The sequence below is a fragment of the Mesorhizobium sp. M0772 genome, assembly GCF_040320135.1.
Taxonomy (GTDB): Bacteria; Pseudomonadota; Alphaproteobacteria; order Rhizobiales; family Rhizobiaceae; genus Mesorhizobium.
Genome location: NZ_JAMYPB010000063.1, coordinates 1 through 16809 on the forward strand (window position 1 = coordinate 1; position 16809 = coordinate 16809).

General features: G+C 63.7%; 13 protein-coding genes. 10 read left to right on the forward strand and 3 right to left on the reverse strand.

The annotated features are described in order from the left end of the window. Together NKI06_RS27560 and NKI06_RS27565 are read left to right on the forward strand one after the other, a co-directional pair. Window positions 1-763, forward strand: a 763-nt coding sequence (locus NKI06_RS27560) for a L,D-transpeptidase (protein ID WP_502900624.1), incomplete at its 5' end; no start/stop codon positions are given. A gap of 289 nt (window positions 764-1052) precedes the next feature. Then, window positions 1053-1253 (forward strand): hypothetical protein, encoded by a 201-nt coding sequence (locus tag NKI06_RS27565; protein ID WP_023684556.1) that lies wholly within the window; start codon window positions 1053-1055, stop codon window positions 1251-1253. Here NKI06_RS27565 and NKI06_RS27570 read toward each other — a convergent pair. After that, entirely contained in the window at window positions 1250-1537 is a 288-nt protein-coding gene (locus NKI06_RS27570; protein WP_352987698.1) for a hypothetical protein, read from the reverse strand. The genes NKI06_RS27565 and NKI06_RS27570 overlap by 4 nt on opposite strands. Window positions 1538-2058: 521 nt before the next feature. Between NKI06_RS27570 and NKI06_RS27575 the strand changes: the two genes are divergently transcribed. The 6 genes from NKI06_RS27575 to NKI06_RS27600 all read left to right on the forward strand — a co-directional run bounded on the left by NKI06_RS27575 (window position 2059) and on the right by NKI06_RS27600 (window position 10365). Further along, window positions 2059-2994 carry a helix-turn-helix domain-containing protein gene (locus NKI06_RS27575; RefSeq protein ID WP_352987699.1) on the forward strand — a complete coding sequence of 312 codons (936 nt, stop codon included), beginning with the start codon at window positions 2059-2061 and terminating at the stop codon, window positions 2992-2994. Window positions 2995-3227: 233 nt separating this feature from the next. Beyond that, window positions 3228-3647: a hypothetical protein gene (locus NKI06_RS27580; RefSeq protein WP_023687221.1), complete on the forward strand. Its 420-nt coding sequence runs from the start codon at window positions 3228-3230 to the stop codon at window positions 3645-3647. Window position 3648: 1 nt separating this feature from the next. Continuing rightward, on the forward strand, window positions 3649-8598 hold the full coding sequence (locus NKI06_RS27585; protein WP_352987700.1) for a YadA-like family protein: 4950 nt from the start codon (window positions 3649-3651) through the stop codon (window positions 8596-8598). Window positions 8599-8607: 9 nt separating this feature from the next. Continuing rightward, window positions 8608-9183: an invasion associated locus B family protein gene (locus NKI06_RS27590; RefSeq protein WP_023670757.1), complete on the forward strand. Its 576-nt coding sequence runs from the start codon at window positions 8608-8610 to the stop codon at window positions 9181-9183. A gap of 13 nt (window positions 9184-9196) precedes the next feature. Beyond that, window positions 9197-9892 carry a hypothetical protein gene (locus NKI06_RS27595; protein WP_023735546.1) on the forward strand — a complete coding sequence of 232 codons (696 nt, stop codon included), beginning with the start codon at window positions 9197-9199 and terminating at the stop codon, window positions 9890-9892. Beyond that, window positions 9889-10365 carry a DUF4189 domain-containing protein gene (locus NKI06_RS27600; RefSeq protein WP_023687219.1) on the forward strand — a complete coding sequence of 159 codons (477 nt, stop codon included), beginning with the start codon at window positions 9889-9891 and terminating at the stop codon, window positions 10363-10365. The genes NKI06_RS27595 and NKI06_RS27600 overlap by 4 nt, the downstream gene beginning before the upstream one ends. Before the next feature lie 4 nt (window positions 10366-10369). On the opposite strand, the gene NKI06_RS27605 is transcribed toward NKI06_RS27600, so the two are convergent. Beyond that, on the reverse strand, window positions 10370-11239 hold the full coding sequence (locus NKI06_RS27605) for an aldose 1-epimerase (RefSeq protein ID WP_023735547.1): 870 nt from the start codon (window positions 11237-11239) through the stop codon (window positions 10370-10372). Between the two features lie 70 nt (window positions 11240-11309). Continuing rightward, a complete protein-coding gene (locus NKI06_RS27610) occupies window positions 11310-12854 on the reverse strand; it encodes a helicase HerA-like C-terminal domain-containing protein (protein ID WP_352861093.1) in 1545 nt (514 codons plus the stop codon). 349 nt (window positions 12855-13203) lie between these two features. Between NKI06_RS27610 and NKI06_RS27615 the strand changes: the two genes are divergently transcribed. Beyond that, on the forward strand, window positions 13204-14646 hold the full coding sequence (locus NKI06_RS27615) for a methylmalonyl-CoA mutase subunit beta (protein WP_352652861.1): 1443 nt from the start codon (window positions 13204-13206) through the stop codon (window positions 14644-14646). Further along, complete coding sequence (gene scpA, locus NKI06_RS27620) at window positions 14643-16763, forward strand: methylmalonyl-CoA mutase (RefSeq protein ID WP_352987701.1); 2121 nt, start codon at window positions 14643-14645, stop codon at window positions 16761-16763. Before NKI06_RS27615 ends, scpA begins: the two co-directional genes overlap by 4 nt. Window positions 16764-16809: the final 46 nt, after the last annotated feature.

Here is a 16809-nt window from a genome sequence, read left to right on the forward strand (position 1 = left end):
CCTTAATGTGGACGCCTGGGGGGGCGATGTGATCGGGTGCGCGGCATGCACCACCCCGGGCCCGCCGCGGGCGCCGGTCGAACCGCCACCGCCGACCTATGACGAGCCGCCGCTCGGCGACTATGCGACGATGTACGGCCCGATTTCCGACAGCGGGTTCGAGCTCCCGGCCATCCCGATCAAGAAGATGGACCCGCAGTTCCTGCGCCAGATCGTTCCCGATCCGACCGGCCAGCGGCCAGGCACCATCATCGTCGATACGACCAACCATTTCCTCTATCTGGTGCGCGAAGGCGGCCAGGCGATCCGTTACGGCGTCGGCCTCGGCCGCGCCGGCTTCGAATGGTCGGGAGACGCCGTCGTCCAGTGGAAGCAGAAATGGCCGAAATGGACGCCGCCCGATGAGATGGTTGCCCGCCAGCCTGAACTGGAAGAATACAGCGCCAAGAACGGCGGCATGCCCGGCGGCCTCAAGAACCCGCTCGGCGCCCGCGCGCTCTACCTGTTCCACGACAACGTCGACACGCTCTACCGCCTGCATGGCTCGCCGGAATGGAACTCGATCGGCAAATCCGTCTCGTCAGGCTGCGTGCGCCTGATAAATCAGGACATCATCGACCTCTACGACCGCGTGCCGTCGAAGAGCCCGGTCATCGTGACGTCCGACATCGGCCAGCCGATGGCGGCGAGCGCAAACCGCAGAGCCATCCCGATCGATGGCGGGGTGCCGGATGGCTCGGTCCTGCTCGGCCCGGTGACCTGATCGACTTCATCGATGCCATGAAGCGGCAGGTTCCGCTCCATGCGGCAAAGCTCGCCAGGATCCCGATAGCTTTACGCGAATGCCTGGGGTTCGCATCCAAGATATGCAATGCCGGCAACAGGAGGCCAAAAAAGACGTCCAGACGAACCATGGAGCCGCTGCAATCGGGGCGGCCATGCCCTGTCAATCTCGACGCTGCTGTGTTTCGTTACCGATTGATGTATATTAGACGGGAGTATGATTGCAGAGACATACATTTCATTAGATCATTGATGGCGGGGGAACGCCGATGGTGGGATTTGATTTCGATAGTCCGCCTGCCGACGGCGCCGAGGCCAACCTGTCGGCCGAATGCGAGCGCCAATTGCTGCCGCTCGTCCGCGGAATTGTCGAGGCGGCGGTTGCCGCCGGGTGGAGCCAGGAAGACGTTCTTCTGGCCATGGTCGAGCTGTCCTGGGATCTGTACGAGAAACGCCGAGGCGATCTTTAGCAGGCCTGCGTGAGCCGGATAATTCCGTAGCGCCGGCCAAGCCAGGCCATGTTTTTCTCGCGCGAACTTTTTTCTTCACTTACAATGTTTTTTCTATCCGCGGGATGCGCTACGCTGCCTTGGGCAGGACTATGGGGGATACAAATTACCGTCCGGATTTCCGGGTTGGCTGTTTGCACGGCACGGAATTTCGATGGGCTGGCAAAGCGGCTGAGGCAGGCTGAATGAAAAATGCGGGCGAGGTTCAAGAACGCAGCGCAGGCGCCGATCGGGTCGATCGGCACGCCCTCGACACAATCCCCGAAAATGCCAATCCCAGAAGAGCAACCATGCGGGGGAGCGGGATATGCTCTGTCCGCAGCCTTGGATCGCTCCTGGAGCGTAGCCATCGCCGAAGTCGCTTACCTCGCGGGATTTTCGGATCAAGGCCATTTGGCCACCGCCATGAAGAAGCACAAGGGAAAGAAGCCATGGTTCGGGCGATACTGCTGCTGGATCGTCCGTGGCAATGACAGATAGTCGACCAGCTCTGTCAATGGCCGCGCGATCTATGTTCGGAATACAACGCTGGATTGTGACGGCGCACTATGCACAATAACTCGGCAAAAATGGTAAGATAAGATCGGAAAATAGTCAGGTATCCTTGGCTAAAAATTCACACCTGTAAATTTATAGTCAAAACCCTGGCAAATTTTCATTTGAGCTCAAATTCTTCTTTGCAATATAAAGCAGCATCTGTAGGATTCGAAGGAACGCCCAGGAGCAAACGTGAATTCTGGGCGCCTCGATACAGCACAGGATTGGATTGATCGGCGCAGCAGTGGCAGAGACGAAGATGCAACATAGAGGCAACGTCCAGGAAAGCGCCGGGACAGAGCGGCGGCGCGCGGATCGTCGCATCTTCGACGGAATTCCGGAAAGCGCGGGGCGCTACCTGGTCACGTTTCGAGGCGGCGCGGCTCATGTCGTTCATGGGCCGGGATCACACACATTCAAAGCGGCGGAACATTTCGCTTCGGTTCTGCTTGCACCCTCACCAGGGATAGCGGCATCGCTGGGCAGCGACAAAGTCCACGAATACGACGGCGACGTCGGTATGATCATGATCGTCCCAGCCGACCTCGGCGGCAAGGTGACCCGGTCATCCACCACGGAAAGCGTAATCGTTGCGCTCACCCCCGAGAGTCTCTTCGAGCTGGCAACGCGTGAATTCGACACCGGCCATGCCGAGCTTCAGCCGCCGCCGTTCGGGACCGTCGACTTCCAAGCGCTGCAACTCGCGCAGTTGCTGAAGGCAGAACTGACGGATCGGGAAACTCCAAACGAGTTCTATATCGATTCGTTGGTCACCATGTTCGGCGTCCATTTGCTTCGGAACTACGCAGGAGCGCGAAAGTTGCCACAAGCCCCAAAGGGCGGTCTGTCGAACCGCAGCGCCCGGCGGGTGCGCGAATTCCTGGAGGTAAATTTTTCCAGCAAAATCGCGGTGGCCGAGCTGGCCGCACTCTGTGGCCTTTCGCCGAGCCATTTCATCCTGGCATTCACCAAGACCTTTGGCGAGCCGCCGCACAAATACCTGCTGCGGCTGCGTCTCGATTTCGCCGAAAAACTTCTCATCGAGAGCGACCTGTCGATTGCGGAAGTCGCTCATCTCAGTGGATTCTCGGACCAGAGCCACTTGACAGTCACCATGTCCAGATACCGGAACAGAACCCCCAGGCAGGTGAAGCTGCAACGTTAACGACTGTTGCGGCGCGCATGATTGTCCGCGGCGATACCTCGATTGATCTTCAGTATAGTCGAAGGTTGTGTGGCAGAGCAGTCACAGTTGTCGCGCAGGGACCAAATACCGGATTTTCCTACAAAGATTCCGGATTATTCCAAAATACCTGCACCGCGAATGTGCTCATGGTCGCGATTGAAGTCATTTGGGGCGGGGGAGCAACCAGATGATACAGCATGTCGGATTGTCCCATGGACATTCAATTCGCGGAAATCGAGGTCTTCGCGCCTAAGGCCGAAGCGGCCTGGGCTGCACTGCAACGCCAATACGCCAGCCGGATCAGCGCTGCGGAACTCGACCATCTCCTGGCCTGTTTCGTGCTTGGACTGACCTCTCCGGCTTGTGGTGAAGGCGATCCGGGATTTCATTTCGATCTCTGCCGCGCGCTGGTGGCGGTAAGCCTGCCGCCGGAACGGACGGAGGCTGCACTGCATACGGTTCCAGAACCGACGCAGCCATGGGTCGCGAGCGCCTATCAGCTGATTGAAAAACAAGGCGCGAAGGTCGGTCTCTCGTTGCGGGAGAAGACGCGCAATTTCGAAGATTTTTTGGCCACCGAGGCGAATGGTGCGGCACATCAGAGCGCCTCGGCAATTGCGAGGAAAAACTAGCATGACCAAACGCGTCGAGGGGCGGAGAAGGATCGAACTTTCTTCAAGCTTTGTCGGAAACTGGATCGCGGGCGCGGCCGACAGCCGCTCGGTGCGGCGCCGCCTGATGGCGGTGCTGCGCATGGCTCACCGGGTTCTTGGATTCGGTCGCAAGAATATGGGTCTGGGAACATTGGGAAGCGGCACCAGCGTGCGTTCGGCTCTGGCCTGTGGCGTGAGCCCGGCCAGCGTGCTCGGCGGCCTGGCCGCGATCGCCGCGCTCGGCCTCGCCACACCGGCCCAGGCACAATATCAGGCTGGCGGCGGTTCGGCGACCGGCGGCAACGCCGTCGCCATCGGTAACGGCGCCGCGACGAATGGCAATAACAGCGTGGCGTTGGGCAGTTCCAACAGTGCAACGGGCGACGGCACGATCGCCATCGGCTATGCGATGGGTGTCAATGGCCTCAATTCCATAGGCATAGGTGTCTTCGCAGGCGCAACCGGCGTCAATGCCCTCGCCGTGGGCGGGAACGCCAAGGCCAACGGGGACGCAGCAAGCGCTATTGGCGTCAATTCGGTTGCAACCACAAGCGCGGCCGCTTTTGGCAATAATGCGCGTGCCGACGGAGTCAACTCGACCGCGATCGGCCCTGTTACCCGGGCGACCGGATTGCGCGCCACCGCGCTCGGGTTCGGGGCAACGGCATCCGGCGTGGATTCGATTGCCCAAGGTAACAGCGCCGTCGCAAGCAACCAGAATGCCGTCGCCATTGGATTCCAGGCGACCGCGACCAGCATCAACTCCATCAACATTGGCGGGCGCACCCTCGCGGGATCAGGCGCGCTCTCGCAGGGCGCCATCGCCCTTGGTACGGATGTCACGGCAAATCAGCAAAACACCGTTGCCATAGGCGTCCTGACCAAAGCGACCGGAACGAGCGCAACGGCGATGGGCAACACCGCCAGTGCCTGGGGCAACCAGTCCATCGCATTCGGCGTCGGCGCACTGGCGGGTGTTCAGGCCAACACCGCACTGCCCAACAGCATCGCGATCGGCACGAATTCGGTCTCTTCCGGCGCTTCTGCCGTCGCGCTCGGCACCGCCGCGAAAGCATCTTCCGCCGATGCCGTTGCGATGGGAAGCAACGCCAGTGCGTCGACCCAATACGGCGTCGCAATCGGCCTGAATGCGGCAGCCTCCGGTACAGGCGGAGCGATGGCACTTGGCCAAGGTACGATCTCGAGCGGTGTCAATTCCGTTGCCCTCGGCGTCCAGGCCAGTGCCACCGGGGCAGGCGCCAATGCCTTGGGCACCTTGTCCGTTGCTTCGGGAGGCAATTCCACAGCCCTCGGCACCAGTTCCACGGCCAGCAACAACTATGCGACAGCCGCAGGCTGGGGATCTGTCGCCAGCGGCGCCGATTCCGCTGCCGTAGGACGTGAGGCCGTCGCGTCGGCGCTTGACGCAACGGCGATGGGGTACATATCCAAGGCCTCGGGCCAATACAGCACCGCAGTCGGCGCCAACGCAAACGCCACCGCCACGTCCAGCACGGCGATCGGCCAGAACGCGTTTGCAACCGGCGTTCAAGCATCCGCTTTCGGCGTAGGAGCGAATGCCGGCGCCCAGAATGCGGTTGCGCTGGGCGCCCTCTCCACCGCCAGCGCCACGAGCGCCATCGCCGTGGGCAACAACGCCAAGGCGGATTCGGCCGAAGCGGTCGCCATGGGCACCAATGCGGTGGCAACCGGCGGCAAGGCCGTCTCCATCGGTTCGGGCAACACGGCTTACGGCAACGGCGCGGTCTCCATCGGCGATCCGAGCTATGCCAGCGGCACCGGCGCCTTCACCGGCGGCGCCAACAACATCGCCAACAGCGACGGCACGGCAACCGCCACAGCCGCAAACCAGGCCGCAGGCGCGGTTGCCATCGGCAACAACAACAAGGCCGTCGGGCAAGGCTCCGTGGCGCTGGGCAATGGCTCGACGGCGGGTGCAGCCGGCCTTGCCGGAATGGGCGCGCTGGGCAACGGCGCGACGGCGACGGCAAGCTCCGGCGACGTAGCGCTCGGTTCGGGCTCGGTGACCGCGACGGCGGTCGGCACCAGCGGCGCGACGATCGGCGGCACGGCCTACAGCTTCGCCGGCACGACGCCGACGAGCACTGTCAGCGTCGGCGCGCTCGGCGCGGAGCGGACCATCACCAATGTCGCGGCGGGCCGGCTCAGCAATTCGTCGACCGACGCCATCAATGGCTCGCAGCTCTTCGCCACCAACCAGCAGGTGACGCAGAACACGACGGCCATCGCCGCCAACACCGCCGACATCACCAATCTCGGCAACACGATCAACAGCATCAGCACCGGTGGCGGCATCAAGTATTTCCACGCCAATTCGACGGCGGCGGACTCGTCCGCAACGGGCACGGACTCCGTTGCTATCGGACCAGTCGCGACCGCGACGGGGACAAACGCCATCGCGGCCGGCACCAATTCGAGCGCCTCCGACGCCAACGCCTCGGCCTTCGGCAGCGGCGCCGTCGCATCGGCGCTTGACGCAACGGCGATGGGATACATCTCCAAGGCCTCGGGCCAATACAGCACCGCCGTCGGCGCCAACGCCAATGCCACAGCCACGTCCAGCACCGCGATCGGCCAGAACGCGTTTGCAACCGCCTTTCAAGCGACCGCTCTCGGGGTAGGAGCGAATGCCGGCGCCCAGAATGCAATCGCGCTGGGCGCCCTCGCCAACGCCAGCAACGCCGGCGACGTGGCGCTCGGCTCGGGCTCGGTAACCGCCGCGGCGGTCGGCACCGCCGGCACGACGATCGGCGGCGTCGCCTACAACTTCGCCGGCACGACGCCGGCAAGCACCGTCAGCGTCGGCGCGGTCGGCGCGGAACGCACCATCACCAATGTCGCGGCGGGCCGGCTCAGCAATTCGTCGACCGACGCGATCAACGGCTCGCAGCTCTTCGCCACCAACCAGCAGGTGACGCAGAATACGACCGACATCGCCGCCAACACCGCCGACATCACCAATCTCGGCAACACGATCAACAGCATCAGCACGGGCGGCGGCATCAAGTATTTCCACGCCAATTCGACGCTGGCGGATTCGCAGGCGCTGGGGACGGATTCCGTTGCCATCGGCCCGAATGCTGTTGCCAACAATGCCGGCGACGTGGCGATCGGCGCGAATGCGGTGTCGACCGTGACGACGGCGGTCGGCGGCACCACGATCGGCGGCGTTGCCTACACCTTCGCCGGAACCACGCCGGCGGGAGCGTTTTCGGTCGGCTCGGTGGGCGCGGAACGCCAGATCCAGAATGTCGCGGCCGGGCAGTTGAGCGGCTCCTCGACCGATGCGGTCAATGGTTCGCAGCTGTTTGCGACCAACCAGCAGGTGACGCAGAACACGACCGACATTGCCGCCAACACGGCTGACATAACCAATCTCGGCAATTCGATCAGCAACATTACCGGCGACACCTCGCTGGCCTACACCGACGCCAATGGCGACGGCATACGCTATGTGCGCACCAACGACCGGACGCTCGCCGTCGCGGACTCCTTCGCGCAAGGGATCGGCTCGTCCGCCCTCGGCTACCAGGCGACCGCGAGCGCCGACAATGCGCTGGCGCTCGGCCGCGACACCCAGGCCAGCGTCATCGGCGGCGTGGCGCTCGGCGCCGGCTCGGTTTCGGACCGGGCGGTCGCGCCCGTCTCGGGATCGATCCTCTCCGGCACCGGCCTCATTCCCTACAACACCGCGGACATGAGCCTGCTCGGCGCCGTCTCGGTCGGCACCTCCACCTCCTATCGCCAGATCATCAACGTGGCCGACGGCACGCAGGACCAGGATGCGGTCACGCTTCGCCAGTTGAAGGGCGCGCTGAGCTCGTTCGCGGTGACGGGGAGCCTGTACTTCCACGCCAATTCGACGGCCGCGGATTCGCTTGCGGTCGGCGTCGATTCGGTTGCGGTCGGTCCGCGCACCACCGTCAATGGCGACAATGGCATCGGCATCGGCAATGGCGCCATCGTGCAGCAGACGGCGCCGGGAGGCATTGCGATCGGCCAGAACTCGACCGTCAACCAGGCCGACAGCATCGCCCTCGGCACCAACGCGACCACCAACGGAGCGCAGGCGGTGGCGCTCGGCGCCGGCGCAAAGGCCAACGAGCCGGGCAGCGTCGCGCTCGGCGCGGGCTCGACGACGGCGGCGGCGGTCGCCACCACCGGCACCACGATCAACGGCGTTGCCTATACTTTCGCCGGAGCAGCTCCGACGAGCACGGTCAGCGTCGGCACCGTCGGCAACGAGCGCACCGTCACCAATGTCGCGGCGGGCCGGATCAGCGGCACCTCCACCGACGCAATCAACGGCAGCCAGCTCTTCGCCACCAACCAGGCGGTCGAAGCCATGCAGGGTAGCGTCGGCGACCTCAACCAGTTCGCCGTCCAGTACGACAAGGACGGGAACGGCAACAAGTCCAACTCGATTACCCTTGCCGGCGGCGACCCGAACACGCCGGTCGTCATCCACAATGTCGGGGCGGGCGTTGCAAACACCGATGCCGTCAATGTTCAGCAGTTCAACAGCGGGTTAGCACTCAACCTGGACAATTCGAAGAACTACACCAACCAGGTGGCGTCCACCACGCTGCAGCAAGCCAATGCGTATGCGGACTCCAAACTCAGCCAGCTCAACATGGACATGGGAGAGGTCAGGGGCGAGGCGCGCCAGGCTGCGGCAATCGGCTTGGCGGCCGGCTCGCTGCGCTACGACGATCGTCCCGGCAAGCTGAGCGTGGCCGCCGGCGGAGGCTATTGGCGCGGTGAAGGCGCCCTGGCCTTCGGCGCCGGCTACACCAGCGAGGAAGGACGTGTTCGAGCGAACCTGTCCGGTACGACGGCAGGCGGACACTGGGGTGTCGGCGCGGGCGTCAGTCTTACGCTGAACTAGAGCCCGGCCATGATCAGGCAGGCAGTCCTTGCTGTCGCGATATCCATGACGTCAATGCTCCTGTCCGGCCCGTTAGCGGCCGGGCAGGAAGCGATCCCTTCCGGCTACAGGGTAAAACCTTCCGACGTAGCGATCCCTGCGGATGCGAAGCTTGGCGAGTATCAACGGACCACCCGTCCGTTCGAGAACTGGACGCTGATCTGCGACGAGAACCTGAAGGCGCGCCAAAAGGTCTGCAATGTCACCCAGATCATCGAGGACCAGGCAGGACAGGTTGCGTTCAGCTGGTCGCTTGCCGCCACCAAGGAAGGCAACCCCTACATGATCTTGCGCGCCCCGCCGATCGCCAAGAGCGACGCTCCTGTCTCGCTGACGTTCGAGGGGCGCAAGGAGCCGATAAAAATTCAACTCGACGGATGCAATCAGGCCGTCTGCGTCGGCATGCTGCCGGTTGGTCCGATCATGCGCGAACAGATTTCGAAGGCCGCGGCATCCGTCATCTCCTTTCCGACCACGGATGGCAGAACGATCAACGTAACCGCGACCCTCAAGGGCTTGGCCGCGGCCGTTGCGGCGATCAATTGACGAGGCAATCGCGATGAACCAGCAATCGATCCATGACCGGATAATGGCCCGCAACCAGGGAAAGGATGCTGTCCGGGTCGGCATCGAAGACCGGAGCAGACCGCAACGAAACCGCGCGAGGACCGCTGTCTTCTCGTTGCTCGCCATTGCCGTCGTCGCCACGGCCGGCTTCGCGGCCATGCGCTACGACCTGCTCCACAATCTATTGCCGCAGCCGGCGGTCGCGGAGACCAACCAGCCCAATCCGGCCCTGGCCGAGACGCCATTTCTGCAACACGCCAAAGAGGCAGGCTTGCAGTCTTGTTCCAACATTTTCCCAGCCCTTGGGCAGATGCTGACAACCGGCACGACGTACAGCGTCCAGTCGATCTGGAACAACGAGGCCCCCGACAAACACCTCGTGGAAGCCCTGGTCGGCATGAACTACGCCACACAGGGCTACAGCGGCCCGGCGGCAGGTCTGGTGTTCGCGGCACCCACCGCATCCGTTTGCGAAGGTACGATGGTCAGGGTGGCGCCATTCGCGGCCAATTGCGCCGATGTTCCGGCCCTGCTTCCGAAAGACAGCAAGCTCGCCAACAATCTTGGACAAATCAGCGTCTATGAACTGGCCAATGGAGGGGGCAACGCGATGCTGCTGCCAACCGGCAACAGCTGCGTCGTCATTTCCGTGGCCTCGGCAGCAGGTAAACAAGGAGGCGTACAATGAGGGTGAATTCCGCCATTGCGGCGATCGGCATGCTGTTGCTTTGCGCCGGACGGCTGGGCGCGGCGGACCTCGCCCCGGCGGCGGACGTGCCCGAGCCGCCGGCCCAGGAGGAGAGAGGCATCTGGGCGGCGATCGCCTATTCGAGCCCCGACGAGAAGCACGGCTTCTTTTGGGGCGCCGACAAGCGGCAGGAGGCGATGGACATCGCGCTGAAGCATTGCCAGAACGCCGGCGGCGGCAGCTGCGCCGTGGTCAGCGTATTCCGCAATCATCGCCATTGGGACGATGACGACAATACCGGCTTTCCCTACAAGCATTGCGGCGCCCTCGCCGTAGGCGAGAAGCCGGAAGGGCGGCTGACCAGTTGGGGCGCCGAGACGGCGCAAACACGCCGGGATGCCGAAGACCTGACACTGCAGGCGTGCGAGCGGAACGGACAAAAATGCAAGATCCGCGAGTGGGTGTGCACATGACGCATCAGAGCGAAGCAGCGGAACGCCAATCGAGGCGCATGTTTGCACTCAGCGTAGCGCCGTGCTCAAGCGGGGTCAGCCCTTTGCCGTGATGCGCATCGACGGTATGCGACACCGGCTCGAAGCAGAAGAAATCGGCATCCTGCGACGGCGAATAGAGGATGAAGACGTCGAGCAATGGCGAGGCGGTGAGCGAGATGGCGATCCTGTCCTCGGGCCGGGTGATCCTGGCGCGGCGGTCCCAGCCGTCGAAGGCGTTGTTGACCCAGCTCCGCGGCAACAGGGAGGCGTTCGAGAAATTCCACGCGGGGTAATCGGCCACCGGCGCCACGCCGACCGGCAGATGATGCTTGTCCTCCAGCCAGACCCGCGCCGCCTTCGCCTCGAGCGTCGTTCCGGCGCTGCGCGGGAACCACGGATGAAAGCCGAGCCCGTAAGGCAGGCGAATGCCGGTGCGATTCTCCACCGTGAGCGTGGCATCCAAGGCTCCGTCATGCAGCGCATAGGCGACCCGCGCCGTATATCGGTAGGGGCCGATTTCACCGGCGTCGAGGACCAGTTCCGCCTCGGTGGCGCTGTGGCTGGCAATCCGCCACTCCCTCTGGAAGCCGTCGCCATGGATTGGAAAGGCCTCCCCCGGCACGTTCGGCCCGATCGCATGGAAGCGGCCGTCGAAGGCGAAACCGCCGCCTGAGATGCGGTTCGACCAGGGAACCAGAAGCTGGCAGCCGGAGGCGCCGGTGCCATCGTCGGGGCGGAGCAGCGGCACCGTTGCGCCGCAGACCAGTGCGTCGAAGCGGGCGATCGCCGCGCCCTTTTGCGGCGCCAGGACCAGACGGGCGCGGTCGTCGCGCAGTTCCAGGAGGCCGGCCATCCCTTACCAACCGCCGTCGATGGCGATGTTCTGGCCGCTGATCATGTCCGAGGTGGGCTGGCCGACACTTTTACCGCCCCCTGGACAGGCTGCCCAGAATCCCGCGCACGATCGCGCGGCCGACCGACGAGCCGACCGAGCGCACGACAGCTTTGATCGCGGCTTCGGCCACCGTCTGGCGGTTGGACGGGCGCGGCGCCGGGGCGCGGCGACCGCCTGATTGCTGCGGCGGCGGATCGTCATTGCCGAAGCCCGGAATGGTCCAGCGCGAGCGCCCGCTGTCGGCCTGCTGCGCCTGCTCGTCCTGCGCATCCCTGGCTTTCTTCTGCAGCATCTCGAAGGCCGATTCGCGGTCGATGGTCTGGTCGTACTGGCCGGCGACCGGGCTCTGGTCGATCAGCTTGCGGCGCTCGTCCGCTGTGATCGGGCCAAGCCTAGACGATGGCGGCCGGATCAATGTCCGCTGCACCATGGACGGCACGCCCTTGACCTCCAGCGTCGAGACCAGCGCCTCGCCGGTGCCGAGCTGGGTGATGGCAGTGGCGCAGTCGAAATCGGGATTGGGCCGGAAGGTGTCGGCGGCGGTCTTGACCGCCTGCTGCTCACGCGGCGTATAGGCGCGCAGCGCGTGCTGCACACGGTTGCCGAGCTGGGCGAGAACCTTTTCAGGGATGTCCAAAGGGTTCTGCGTGACGAAATAGACACCGACGCCTTTCGAACGGATCAAGCGAACCACCTGCTCGACGCGGTCGATCAGCACCTTCGGCGCCTCGTCGAAAAGCAGATGCGCCTCGTCGAAGAAGAACACCAGCTTCGGCCTTTCGGGATCGCCGACCTCGGGCAATTCCTCGAACAGCTCCGACATCAGCCAGAGCAGGAAGGTGGCGTAGAGCCTGGGGTTCATCATCAATCTGTCGGCAGCGAGCACGCTGATGGCGCCGCGGCCGTCGCGGGTGGTGCGCATGATGTCGGCGATGCGCAAAGCCGGTTCGCCGAAGAAATGCGCCGCGCCCTGCTGTTCCAGCACCAGAAGCGTGCGCTGGATTGCGCCGACCGACGGCTTGGTGACATTGCCGTAGCGCGAGCTGATCTCGTCGGCGCGCGCTGCGATGTTGGCCAGCAGTGCTTGCAGATCCTTCATGTCGAGCAGCAGCAGGCCATCCTCATCGGCGATGCGGAAGGCGATGTTCATGATGCCTTCCTGCGCTTCGGAGAGGTTCATCAGCCGCGACAGAAGCAGCGGCCCCATTTCCGAGACGGTGGCGCGGATCGGATGGCCCTGCTCGCCGAACAGGTCCCAGAAGATGACCGGGAATTCCTGGAAGTCGTAAGGGTCGAGCTTGACCTGCTCGGCCCGCTTGACCAGGAAATCCTGCGCCTTGCCCATCATGGCAATGCCGGACAGGTCGCCCTTGATATCGGCGCAGAACACAGGCACGCCGGCATTGGAAAACCCCTCGGCCAGGATCTGCAGGCTGACTGTCTTGCCGGTGCCGGTGGCGCCGGTGATCAGGCCATGGCGGTTCCCATATTGCAGCAAGAGCTGTTCGGCGCGCTGATAGCTGTCGTCGGGCTTGCGGCTGGCGCCGAGGAAAATGCTGGTGTCGTCAGCCATATGACCATGTCTCCGCAAACTGATGTGTTAAAAGCCTGTGGCCGTGCCGCAGGGTATAGTCAGGCCATTGCGCAGCGACAATGCTATTCTCCAATTGGGCTATCCATCCAGTTGGCTATTCATCCAGATTGGGCCAATCGTCTAAATTGAACCAATCCTCCAAATTGGTTTTTTGGAGCTTGCGGATTTTGCCGCTGTTTGGCAATCGTTCATGGTTCGTCCACGCAGGCTGCCCTATGTCAGGGAAGCGAATCCCAACCGCGCAAGCGCATTGCATTGCGATATCTGGCAGGGAACCGTAGACTGGACGGCTGACGCTGGTGCGGCCGCATAAAAACGAGGAGCATGGATGGGCGCCGGAGCCTTGACCAGGAGTGTCGAACCCGCTGACGTCGAGCGCCAGCGTTGGCTGGCCTTGGCCGAAAAGGCGCTCGCCGGCGCCTCCTTCGAGGAAAAACTGGTCTCGCATACCGACGATCAGATTCGCATCGAACCGCTCTACGATCGCGCCGGCGGCGCCGAGCCGCTTGTGCGCGCCAACCCCAAATTTCCCTGGATCGTCAGCCAGCGCATTGACGATCCCGATATCGGCCGCGCCAAGGCGCAGGCCCTGGACGATGTGGCACAAGGCGCGACGGGATTGTCGCTTGTCTTCGAAGGTGCTCCGAATGCGTTCGGCTATGGCCTGCCGAGGACGGCGCAGGCGCTGGAGACGGTGCTGGACGGCGTACCGCTAAACCGCACGCAGATCCGCATCGACGCCCATCCCTGGAGCCGTGCCGTTGCCGACTGGCTGGTGGCGTTCCTGAGCAAGCGCCGCTCCGACCCGGCAAAGCTGAACCTCTCCTTCGGCATCGACCCGGCGGCAATCTTTGCCGGAACCGGCCGGCTGCGCATGTCGATCGAGGCGTTGCAGGCATCGATGCCGCAATCACTGGCGCATTTCTTCTCGCTGGGCGTGCCGGGTGTGCTGCTGGAGGCGGATGGGCGAGTGTTCCACAATGCCGGCGCCACGGAGGCGCAGGAACTCGGCACCATGCTCGCTTCCGCCGTCTCCTACCTCAGGATGTTCGAGGATGCGCGCCAGCCGCTTGTCTATGCCGCTCCCCATATCGGCTTTGCGCTGAGCGTCGACCAGGACCAGTTCCTGTCGATGGCCAAGGTCCGGGCGTTGCGCAGGCTGTGGGCGCGCATCCAGGAAACCTGTTCCATCCCGGCATCGACAGCCAACATCCATGCCGAGACGTCGTTCCGCATGATGACGGCGGCGGATGCCGAAACCAACATCCTGCGCACCACCATCGCAAGCTTTGCAGCGGCAGCAGGCGGCGCGGACTCAATCTCCATCCTGCCACACACCATCGCCCTCGGGCTGCCGGCCGGCTTTGCCCGCCGCATCGCCCGCAATGCGCAGTTGATCATGGCCAATGAAAGCCATATCGACCATGTCGCCGACCCAGCATTTGGGTCGGGCGCAGTCGAGGCGCTGACCCTGGGCCTGTGCGAAGCGGCGTGGGAAGAGTTCCAGCGGATCGAAGCGGAAGGCAGCGTTCTGGCAAGCCTGCAGCAAGGGCATATCCAGAAGCGCGTGAAGGCAGCATCCGAGCGCCGCGCCGAGGCCTACCGGTCGGGTGAACGGGCAATCATCGGCACCACGCTTTACCCGCTGAAAAACGATGCCCCGGTCGAGACGCTGGCGGCTGAGCGGCGGCCGCCTTTCACAGAGGGCGTGGCGGTGTGCGAGGCGCTGTTTCCCGTCCGCATCGACCAGGCAATCGGAGCCGCACAGTGATCCCGGATTTCAGCCATATTGGCTGGTCGGCGCCACGGCGAGCGCCGGTCGAGGTCAAGGGCCAGCGGCTGACGCCGGAAGGCATTGCCGTCAAGCATCTCTACAGCCAGGGCGATCTCAAGGGGCTGCCGCATCTCGACACCTATCCGGGAATGCCGCCCTTCGTGCGCGGTCCCTATCCGACCATGTATGTCCAGCAGCCGTGGACGATCCGGCAATATGCCGGCTTCTCGACGGCCGAGGAATCCAACGCCTTCTACCGGCGCAATCTCGCCGCCGGCCAAAAGGGCCTTTCGGTCGCTTTCGATCTGCCCACCCATCGCGGCTATGACAGCGACCATCCGCGCGTATCAGGCGATGTCGGCATGGCGGGCGTGGCCATCGATTCCATCCTCGACATGCGGCAATTGTTCGACGGCATTCCGCTGGGCGAGATGACGGTGTCGATGACCATGAACGGCGCGGTGCTGCCGATCATGGCGCTCTATATCGTCGCGGCCGAAGAACAGGGCGTTGCTCAGAAGGATCTCGCCGGCACCATTCAGAACGACATTCTGAAGGAGTTCATGGTCCGCAACACCTACATCTATCCGCCGAAGCCCTCGATGCGGATCGTGTCTGACATCTTCTCCTATACCTCCCAGCACATGCCGAAGTTCAATTCGATCTCGATCTCCGGCTATCACATGCAGGAGGCCGGCGCGACCGCGGACCTGGAGCTCGCCTACACCATCGCCGACGGCATCGAATATGCCCGCGCCGGCGTCGCCGCCGGGCTCGATATCGACCGTTTCGCCCCGCGGCTTTCCTTCTTCTGGGCGGTCGGCATGAACTTCTTCATGGAGATCGCCAAGCTCCGCGCGGCGCGCCTGTTGTGGGCGACCCTGATGCAGAAGAATTTTGCACCGAAGGATGAACGCTCGCTGTCGCTGCGCACCCATTGCCAGACCTCCGGCTGGTCGCTGACGGCGCAGGACCCCTACAACAACATCACCCGCACCATGATCGAGGCGATGGCGGCGACGCAGGGACATACCCAGTCGCTGCACACCAACTCGTTCGACGAGGCGATGGCGCTGCCGACCGACCACTCGGCCCGCATCGCCCGCAACACGCAGCTGATCCTGCAAAAGGAATCCGGCACCACCCGCATCATCGATCCGTGGGGCGGCTCGGCCTATATCGAACGGCTGACGCATGATCTGGCGGCGCGTGCGCTCGCCCATATCGAAGAGGTCGAGGCGCTTGGCGGCATGGCGGCGGCAACCGAACAGGGCATTCCAAAACTGCGCATCGAGGAAGCGGCGGCGTGCACGCAGGCGCGCATCGATTCCGGCGAACAGATGCTGATTGGCGTCAATGCGCATCGCCCGGAGAACGATAGCGAGGTCGACGTGCTGAAGATCGACAATGCCGAGGTCAAGGCCCGGCAATTGTCGAAGCTGCAGAACCTGAAAGGCACGCGCAATGTCGGCGCGGTCGAGAGCGCGCTCGATGCGCTGACCCGCGCTGCGCAGGGTAACGAAAACCTGCTGGAATTTGCCATCCGCGCCGCGCGCGCCAATGCCACGGTCGGCGAGATCTCGCTGGCGCTCGAAAAGGTCTTTGGCCGTCACGTCGCCTCGGTGCAAACGATCTCCGGCGTTTATCGCAATGCGCTTGGCGACAATCTGACGGTCAACCGATTGCTGGAGAAGCTCGAAGCTTTCGAGAAGAAGTCCGGCGGCAAGCCGCGCATCCTGGTCGCAAAGATGGGACAGGACGGCCACGACCGTGGCCAGAAGGTGATCGCCACGGCCTTCGCCGATCTCGGCTTCGACGTCACGGTCGGCGCGATGTTCCAGACACCCGAGGAGATCGCCGGGCTGGCGGTGGCGCAGGACGTCCATATCATCGGCGCCTCGTCGCTGGCGGCGGGGCACCTGACACTGATCCCCGAACTACGCGACGCGCTGAAGAAGCTCGGCCGCAGCGACATGCTGATCGTCGCCGGCGGCGTCATCCCGCCGCAGGACTATGACGCGGTGCTGGAAGCTGGCGCCGCGGAGATCTTCCCGCCAGGCACGGTTATTCCGGAGGCTGCGGATCGGTTGCTGGAGCGGCTGCTGGCGAGCTGATTGAAACAGTTGCACTGCTTATCAAAGTTGCGTTACAATATCGGGC